Source organism: Streptosporangium sp. G11 (assembly GCF_051192615.1).
Lineage (GTDB): Bacteria > Actinomycetota > Actinomycetes > Streptosporangiales > Streptosporangiaceae > Streptosporangium.
Map to the genome: position 1 here is coordinate 24,099 of NZ_JBPJUQ010000087.1, position 8,683 is coordinate 32,781.

At 70.9% G+C, this 8,683-nt stretch carries 6 protein-coding genes; 4 read left to right on the forward strand and 2 right to left on the reverse strand.

Annotation, left to right across the window (positions count from 1 at the left end; translation table 11 throughout):
• Positions 1–7 precede the first annotated feature (7 nt).
• Together ACSDR0_RS42350 and ACSDR0_RS42355 are read right to left on the reverse strand one after the other, a co-directional pair.
• Positions 8–526 carry a COG4315 family predicted lipoprotein gene (locus ACSDR0_RS42350; RefSeq protein ID WP_435294616.1) on the reverse strand — a complete coding sequence of 173 codons (519 nt, stop codon included), beginning with the start codon at positions 524–526 and terminating at the stop codon, positions 8–10.
• A 379-nt stretch (positions 527–905) separates the two neighbouring features.
• Positions 906–1,811, reverse strand: coding sequence for a winged helix-turn-helix transcriptional regulator (locus ACSDR0_RS42355; RefSeq protein WP_435294617.1), 906 nt, complete (start codon positions 1,809–1,811; stop codon positions 906–908).
• Positions 1,812–1,912: 101 nt separating this feature from the next.
• Between ACSDR0_RS42355 and ACSDR0_RS42360 the strand changes: the two genes are divergently transcribed.
• The 4 genes from ACSDR0_RS42360 (at position 1,913) to ACSDR0_RS42375 (ending at position 8,554) form a co-directional block, all read left to right on the forward strand.
• Complete coding sequence (locus ACSDR0_RS42360; protein ID WP_435294618.1) at positions 1,913–3,367, forward strand: MFS transporter; 1,455 nt, start codon at positions 1,913–1,915, stop codon at positions 3,365–3,367.
• A gap of 664 nt (positions 3,368–4,031) precedes the next feature.
• The gene (locus ACSDR0_RS42365; protein WP_435294619.1) at positions 4,032–5,801 is read left to right on the forward strand and encodes an NAD(P)/FAD-dependent oxidoreductase; all 1,770 of its coding nucleotides are present in this window, start codon (positions 4,032–4,034) and stop codon (positions 5,799–5,801) included.
• A 16-nt stretch (positions 5,802–5,817) separates the two neighbouring features.
• Positions 5,818–6,666, forward strand: a complete 849-nt coding sequence (locus tag ACSDR0_RS42370) for a class I SAM-dependent methyltransferase (RefSeq protein WP_435294620.1) — start codon at positions 5,818–5,820, stop codon at positions 6,664–6,666.
• A gap of 208 nt (positions 6,667–6,874) precedes the next feature.
• Positions 6,875–8,554: a hypothetical protein gene (locus ACSDR0_RS42375; RefSeq protein WP_435294621.1), complete on the forward strand. Its 1,680-nt coding sequence runs from the start codon at positions 6,875–6,877 to the stop codon at positions 8,552–8,554.
• Positions 8,555–8,683 lie beyond the last annotated feature (129 nt).

Below are 8,683 nucleotides of genomic sequence, written 5' to 3' on the forward strand. Positions count from 1 at the left end.
GATCGGCTCAGTCGCGCACCCTCTTCCCGTCCGCGCCGACCGCGTACCACTTGGCGCCGAAGCCCTCGACGTCATGCCCCTTGACATCGCCGGCCTCGGTGTCCTTGGCGAAGTAGTAGAGGGGATGGCGGTTGTAGGTCACCTGCGTCGTACCGTCGTCTCGCTCGGTGGTGCCGAGCAGGTCCGCCTTGACGCCCTCGCCCGCCTCCGGCTCCCCGTCCGTGACGTACGGCGGCCACGCCCGCGCGCAGGCGTCGGAACACGACGACTTCCCGTCCTTGTCCTTCTTGAAGAGGTAGAGCGTGCGCATCCCCTCCCCGACCAGAACCTTTCCGATCTTCGTCTCACCCAGTTCGACCATGGCTCTGGTCACCGGCGAGGCCGAGTCGGAGGGTTCCGGCAAGGTGGGCGACGCTTTGACCTGGTCCGCGACCATCGGCTCGGTCGTGCTCCCGTCGTCGGCGCCGCCGCATCCGGCCGCGAGCACGCCGAGCGCGAGCACGCCGGCGTGAAGCAACTTCCTCATCTCCGACCCTCCAGGTAAGCAGTGCCATTACTGCTGGACAGCAGACACGCTGCGGCACCGGTTGGGGAGCACGACACGAATCCCTTGGCCATGCCTTTGCCCGCCCTTGCGAGACCCGTCTCACGCCAGGACCCGGACCCGCGTCCGTCCACGTGCCGGGGGCTGAAAGTCGAGGAGCCGGAGGCCGGGGCCGCGAACCGGAGACCGGGGCTGCGGGTCACGCCGGGGCCAGGCCGGACCGGGCTCTGGGCCGGGCGGGCCCGGAGCAAGCTCCGTCAGATCCAGGGCGGCGCGCTCGGCGTCGGTCCGGGCCCTTGACCGGGCCGGGCGGGCCCGGAGCAGGGGCAGGGGAACAGCCGCGAGGAGGAGCGGGGCGAGGTCAGCCGGAGGTCCTGAGCGCGGTGCGGGAGCGGCGACGGTGTGCCCTCTGCCGGCACGCCGTACCGCAGAACCGGGCGGGGCGGCCCGTACGCGCGGCACGGATCGGGTCGCCGCACACCTCGCACCGCGAGAGGTCCGCTCCGGTACGGCTCTCGTCGCGCGACGACGCCGCGCCCCGAGTTTCGTTACGTAGCGGCATCGGAGGCTGGGTTTCGTTACGTAACGGTGTCGCGGGCGGGGTTTCGTCACCGCGAACCGTCACCGCCTCGCGCTCCCTCGCGCCACCGTGTCCGGCCGCCCGGATGCCGTCATCCTTCGTCGCACCACCGTGTCCGGCCGCCCGCACGCCGTCGCCCTTCGTCGCACCACCGTGTCCGGCCGCCCGCACGCCGTCGCCCTTCGTCGCGGTGCCCGGTCCGGCAGCCGCTCGCGCGAAGCCGTGTCCGGTCCTCGCCGAGGGGGCGGCCCCCGTGGCGACCGGCGCGGTGTCCGCGCGGGCGTCGTAGCCCGCGCGGGCGGCGGCGATCTCGTTCTGGTGCCGCTCCGTCCAGGTCACGAGTGACTGGATGGTGTCGTGCAGGGTCACGCCGAGGGCTGTGAGCTCGTAGTCCACCCGAGGCGGCACGACGGGGTGCACGGTGCGGCGCACCAGGCCGTCCCGTTCCAGATGGCGCAGGGTGACGGTGAGCATGCGCTGGCTGACACCGTCGATCTCGCGGCTCAGCTCGGTGAAACGGAGGGTTCGGCTGTCGAGGAGCGCGATGACGAGCAGGGACCACTTGTCCGCGACCCGGTCGAGGATCTGGCGGACCTCACAGTCTTCCCGGGTGTCCCACTGGCGGGCGTCGTAGGCGTCGCCGGTATCCGGGCAGCAACTCGGTGACTTCGAAGTGCCTTCTTCCATGGTCATTGATGGTGTCCCATGATGCGACTACTTACAAGAGGGAACCATGACGGCAAGAAAGAGCCGGCCACGGTTCCCGTCCCTCTCCAAGGAGTCGTCTCGTGTCCGCACCACTGTCCCCACCACCGGATCGCATGAGCGGGCGTGCCTGGGGCACGCTGCTCGTGCTGTGCGGTGCGATCTTCCTGGAGGGGATCGACGTGGCGATGCTGAACGTGGCCCTGCCGTCGATCCGTTCCGACCTGGACCTGAGCACGGGTTCGCTGAGCTGGGTGATGAGTTCGTACGTGCTCGGCTACGGCGGTTTCATGCTGCTGGGCGGGCGGGCCGCCGACCTGCTCGGCCGGCGGCGGATGTTTTTGGTGTGGCTCGGCGTGTTCATCGTCTTCTCGGGTCTGGGCGGGTTCGCGACCGAGGGGTGGATCCTCATCGTCGCCCGTTTCGTGACGGGGGTGGCCGCCTCGTTCATGGCGCCCGCCGGTCTGTCCATCATCACGACGAACTTCGCCGAGGGCCCGCAGCGCAACCGGGCCCTCCTGGTCTACGCGGGTACGGCGGCAGCCGGCTTCTCCCTCGGCCTCGTCGTCGGCGGCCTGCTGGCCGCGATCAGCTGGCGGTGGGTATTCTTCGCCCCGGTCATCATGGCCTCCGCGGTCCTCGTCGCCGCGCTTCTCCTCATCCCGGACGGCGACCGGCCGCACCATCACGTGCGCGGCTTCGACCTGGCCGGAGCGATCACCGTGACCGGGGCGATGATGGTGCTGGTGTTCGCGGTCGTCCGACTGGAGGACCCCGCGGCGGGATGGGCCTGGACGGCCGGGGCGCTCGCCCTCGGGGTCGCGCTGCTCGCCGCCTTCACGGCGATCGAGCGTCGGTCGGCCTCGCCGCTGGTGCGTCTGGGCATCCTCCGCTCGGGCCCGCTGGTGCGCGCCAACCTCGGCGCGCTGCTGTTCGGGGGCTCCTTCTTCGGGTTCCAGTTCCTCGTCGTGCTCTACCTGCAGGAACTGCGCGGCTGGTCGTCGTTGCAGGCGGCCCTGGCCCTGCTGGTGGTCAGCATCGACGCCGTACTGGCACCGACCCTCACCCCCCGCCTGGTGAACCGCTTCGGCAACGTCCGAGTGATCTTCGGCGGGTTGTGCCTCGCCGCCGTGGCCTATGCGCTGTTCCTGCCGATCGGTCTCGACTGGACGTACGCGGCGATGTTCCCGACCATGCTCCTTCTCGGGCTGGCCTTCTCCCTGACGTACGGACCGCTCACCATCGCCGCGACCGACGGCGTGGCCGAGGAGGAGCAGGGACTCGCCGGCGGCCTGCTGTACACCTCCTTCCAGTTCGGCTCGGCGCTCGGCCTGTCGGCGGTGACCGCCGTGAACGTCGCCGCCACCGGGGACGGCGGGTCGCTCCTCACCGAACTCGGCGGCTTCCGCGCGGCCCTGGTCATCCCGGTCGCGATGGCCGTCGTCGGGGCGGTCGTCATCGCGTCCGGCCTGCGCGGGCGCGGCGGGGCCGGCACGGGACTCCGCCACGAGGCTCCGGTGGCCGCCGAGTCGCGGTAGGGCCGCCCGGCCGTGGGAGCACGACGGCTCCGGCGGCCGTGAGGGGCGACCTGGGGAAGCAACGGGCGGGGCGGGCACGGGGACGGCGTATTTCCGGGCGGACACGCGGCGCGGGGACGGCGCATTGCGGGGCGCACACGCGGCGCGGGGAGGCGCATTGCGGGGCGTACACACGGCGCGGGGCGTACACACGGCGCGGGGGCAGCGTATTGCCAAGCGGGCACGCGATGCGAGGGCGGCGTATTGCGGGGTGGACACGCGGTGCGGGGGACGGGGAGACCCGCGACGAAAATAGAACCGTTCCCCCTTTCCATTGTCGCCGCGATCGGACTGTTTCTCTCCCGCAATGGACAGCCGGGGAAGTCGCGCGCTCGACCTCGTCGTTCAGGCCGCGGCACGGGCGACGACAATGATCGAATACAAGAGGAAGGTTTTCCTGAATTACGTCCAGGCCGTGTTCGGGTAAGGCGGATCGAGCCCCGGAAAGACCGAGGAAATACGTCACGCGGCGTTGACATCGTTGGATCGGGTGCCAAACTCGAAATCACCGCGCGGCCTTGGAGACGACTTGCTGATCCTGCTGGACCACCACGTTTCGGATCACGCCCTTTATGTCGTTTCCGGCAGGAACCTTATATATCTACCGGAGCTTTCCGATCACCGAATGGCGGCGCGTGGCATGGAGCTGGCGCGCCTCCGCCCGGATGTGCTGATCACCAGGCATGAGGTGACCCCGGCCGAGGCTCGCGGATGGCGCTCGGCGGCGGGCGAGTCGGCCTCCCTGGTCGTCCTGGTCGTCCTGGCCGACGGCCGCGGGACCGGAAGCCCTGTCAACGGCGGGACGGGAAGCCCTGTCGACGGCAAGACGGGAAATCCTGTCGACGGCGTCGGGACCGGGAGTCCCGGGGAGGACGTCCCGGCCCGAACGAGACTGATCCGCCGTGAGGTCGCCGCTGACCCCGCCGCCCCCGGTGACCTCTACCCCGCCGCGCTCGCCCTGGCGGAGCGGGAGTGGCTGGAGGCGGTGACCGCTCCGGCGCTCGCCACCCGCCTGGCCCGCTCCCGGTCGGCCGGCGGGCGGGAGGTGGCGCTCATCGGGGCGGGCGTGGTGAACCTCGTCACCGCCCTGCGGCTGGTCAGGGACGGCTACCGGGTGACCGTCCACGATCGCTCGCCGGATCCGAGAGCTCAGGCGCCCTGGGCGGCGTACGGCTGCAGCCGGGGCGGTGGTGACGCCCGGATGTTCACCCTCACCGAGGCGGACGGCTACCACTGGACGGCGGGCCGCACGGCACCGTTCCGCACCCCGCTCAGCGAGGGCGGGTGGTCGGTCGCCGAGCCGTCCTCGCTTACCGAACGGGACCTGGCGTGGGTGCGGGAAGGCGCTAGCATCCCTCCCTGGCTGGCCGAGGCCTACACCGAGGACATCCTGCTCTTCAACCGCAGGGCACGGGACCTGTGGGAGGAGTTCGTCCACGAGGAGCCCGAGCTGTTCCACGACGCCGGCCTGCGCCGGGGCATCCTGCGCCTCTACACGGACCCGCACCACCTGCGCGTCCAGGTGGCCAGGCAGGAACGGGTGGGCGCGCTCCGCCGCGTGCTGGCACCGGCCGAGATCGCCGAGCGCCATCCGGCCCTGCGGGAGGCCCACGCGGCGGGCGTGTTCGCCGGGGGCGTCGAGGTGACCGGATTCACCGTCCAGATACACCGCTTCGTCGCCGGGCTGGTCGACCTGCTGGAGAAGGCGGGCGCCACGCTGCGCTGGGAGCGGCCGGTGTCCGTCCCGGACACGTACGACACCGGCGACCTCGCGAAGGTCCGTGACGGGCCGCGGGCCGATCACTACGTGCTCTCTCCCGGCGTGTACGGGGGCGGGTTGCTGCGCGGCACCGCCTCCGACGGCCTGATCCACGGCGTGCTGGGTGGCTGGGTGAGCGTGCCGAACCCGGCGCCGGAGCTCGTCCATTCGTTGAAGATCGGCCGCACCGACCACCTCACCGAGGACGCCAACGTCACCGTCACCACCGATCCGGACGGCCGGTCGACGCTGGCGATCGGCTCCGGTTACGGCTGGACCGGCGCGAATCCGTCGAACATCGACCCCGCCGAGCTGGACGTCCTCTACCGGGCGGTCGAGGACACCGTGTCGAGATTCTTCCCCGGCCCGTTCGAGGAGGCCCGGCGCTCGGGTCTGCTCGACGAGAGCAGGCGATACTGCGTGCGCCCCTGGACGGCGTCCAGCCTGGCCGTGCTGGAGCTGATGGAACACCCGGGCGGGGGCCTGGTCGTGGTCACCGGGGGGCACAATACCGGCGGTTTCGCCCAGGCGCCGGCGGTCGCCGAGGCGGTGGCGGACGCCCTGGCCGGACGGTCCAACCCCATGCACACCCGCTGTCACCCCGATCGTCTCAGGCTGTTCCTCTCCCGTCGATGAATGCGAGGGCCCCGCCATGAAGGACACCGAGGACACGAAAGAGCAGACCTGGGAAAGGCGCGGCAACTCGTTCGGTTCCGCCGCGGAGACCTACGACAGGACCAGGCCCGACTATCCGCCGGAGGCCGTCCAATGGATCCTGGGCGACCGGCCGCGCTCGGTGATCGATCTCGGCGCCGGCACCGGCATCCTCACCCGGAGACTGATCGCGTGCGGTCACGACGCCGTCGCGGTCGAGCCCGACGACGGGATGCGGGCCCGGCTGGCCGAGAGCACGCCCGGGGCGACCGTGCTGGCCGGTCGCGCCGAGTCCATCCCGATCGCGGACCTGAGCGTGGACGCGGTGCTGGTCGGCCACGCCTATCACTGGTTCGCGCCCGAGCCCGCGCACGCGGAGATCGCCAGGGTGCTGCGTCCCGGCGGTGTCCTCGCGGCGCTGTGGAACCTGAGGGACGAGGACGTACCGTGGTCGGCGGAGCTGTCCGGGATCCTCGGTGACGAGGACAGCGGCGTGGACCGGGACACCGCCGCCGCGGTGATGTTGCACGGGGCCCTGGCGGCGATGCGCGGCGACGGCACCGGCCTGTCCGGATGGCTGAGGAATCCGTCGTTCGGAAACGACTTCGGCGCGATCGAGCGCGGATTCTTCGCGAACTCCACCGAGCACACGGTCGACACGTTGATCGATCTCGTGAGATCCAGGTCCTACTACCTGACGGCCACGCCGGAACGGCGGGAGGAACTGGAGAACCGGCTTCGCCACCTGGCGGCCACCCATCCCGATCTGGCCGGACGCGAGACCTTCACACTGCCCTATATCACCGTGGTTTTCCGGGCGATCAGGCGCGCTCCAACAGAGCGGTAACCGTGCGCCATTTCCATTTCACGAACACCCGGCCATGACCTTCACCTCTTCAAGAGGCCCACGGAACACACCACGGGTTCGGTCATCGCTCAGGGTGGACGACGTTTCACCCTGTATTTTGCCGCGGAGAGGAGACCTGCCTTATGGACAGGGCTTTTTATTACGGTTCATATGGATTTCATTTTTACGTCCTACCGAGAGGATCACCATGCTTTCCCCTGTCGCCCCCTCCATGCTTCACCTGCCGGACGGCCGAAAGGTGCGGTGGTCGGGTTTCTTCACCGGTCCCCGGGTCCTCGACGACGATCGGATCGCCGCGCTGGCCGAGCGGCTGCTCGGCCTCGGCGTTTCGGCGGTGCCGGCCGCCGCGGAGCGGGAGCTGGCCCCGTACCACGCTCTCCCCGGCCACCGGCCACCGGCGCTGCTGCTGCACTCGACCACCGCCACCCTCCGGGCGCTGGACGGCGACGTCGCCGAGCTGGCGGGCGGGCGCGACCCGCACGACGTGGCCACCTACGTCGAGACCCGGGCGGTCTTCCTCGGCACCGGATCCGACCTGTCGGTCGGGCGCACGGCACCGTGGGCGGAGGCCGTCGAGGTTCGTGGCGTTCCCGCCGTGGACATCGGGGACCGGGAGCACTACTACCTGAGCCAGGCACTGCTGGTGCTGGCGGAGAGACACGAGCGCGGCGAGGAGACCGTGCTCGGCGAGATCGTCGACTGGCTGCGGGCCCGGCCCGACGCGGTGATCCGGCTGTACGCACTGGATCTGGAGACGCAGATATTCCTGCTGTGGCTGCGCCGCGAAACAGGTCTCGCCCGGCTGGTCACCGACGCCAACAAACCCGCGGTGGCCGCCCGGTGGAACCGCAAGAGCCACATCCATCCCCGCGTGGACGACGCCCACGCCCTGAACGTCGACGGCCTGTCCGTGGACAAGATCCTCGACGCCGAACAGCGGATCGGCGAGGGGTACCGGAAGCTCGCGATGCACATCCCGGTGCTGCCGGGCTATCTGATCCCGCGCGACGGCGTCGATCTGGACGGGTTCGTCACCGGCACGCTGCGCGCCGCCCGGCTGCTGCGGGAACGCTACGGCCTCGGCACCGCCGCCCTCAAGCCCAGCGAGGCGGGTGACGGCGCCCGCATCGTCGGGGGCCTCGACCTCTCCGACACCGACCGGCTGGTCGAGGCGGCCCGGGCCGCCCACCCGCACGGCGACGACTACCTGCTGGAGGCCTGGGTCGACTTCCTGACCCTGTCCGCGGGCGGTGAGGAGCATCCCGTGGCGCCCTCCGGCCACTTCAGGAACGGGGAGGTCACCGAGGGGGTCACCCTCCAGACCCTCAACCGCTTCTCCTGGGTCGGCAACCTCTTCCTCGACGAGGCCGGCTGGACCGGCCTCGGTCTTCCCGTCGACGCGTATCGGACGATCCGCCGGGCGTTGCGGTCGATCCACGAGGCCTTCCTCGGCCCGCACAGCGTCTCCGACGGCAGCCACCAGGGGCTGGTCACCGGCGGCGTCGACTTCGCCGTCGGCCGGGTCGGGGGCCGCTTCGGCGACCGCGTCCTGGTCGGCGCCATCGACTTCAACCTCTCCTCCCACGGGGGCGAATACCTGCGCGCCTTCCGCGAGGAGGTGTGCGACGGCACCGAGCGGTACGCGGCCACCCGGGTGTTCCGGCCCTCGTCGTCGGCGACCCTGCGACGGCTGGAGGCCGCCACCCTCGCCGGCACCCGGCCCGGCGGCCGGGCCGGAGCCGTCGCCTGCGTCCCCGAACGCTGGGGAATGATCGCGAGCACCGGATCCGACCCGGCGGCCGCTCTGCACGGGGTCAGGCGGCTGATCGAGCTGCTGGCCCGTGAGGGACTGACCGCGACGGCGTGAGCTCCCGTGGCGAGACGGCCCTCTCCGCGAATCCGCAAAGGTACGGGCGGGCTTAGAAGGCGTCGCCCCAGCGGCCGCAGTCGTCGAACTTGTCGGTGCCCTCGCAGACGCGGATCTTGAAGTCGTCGA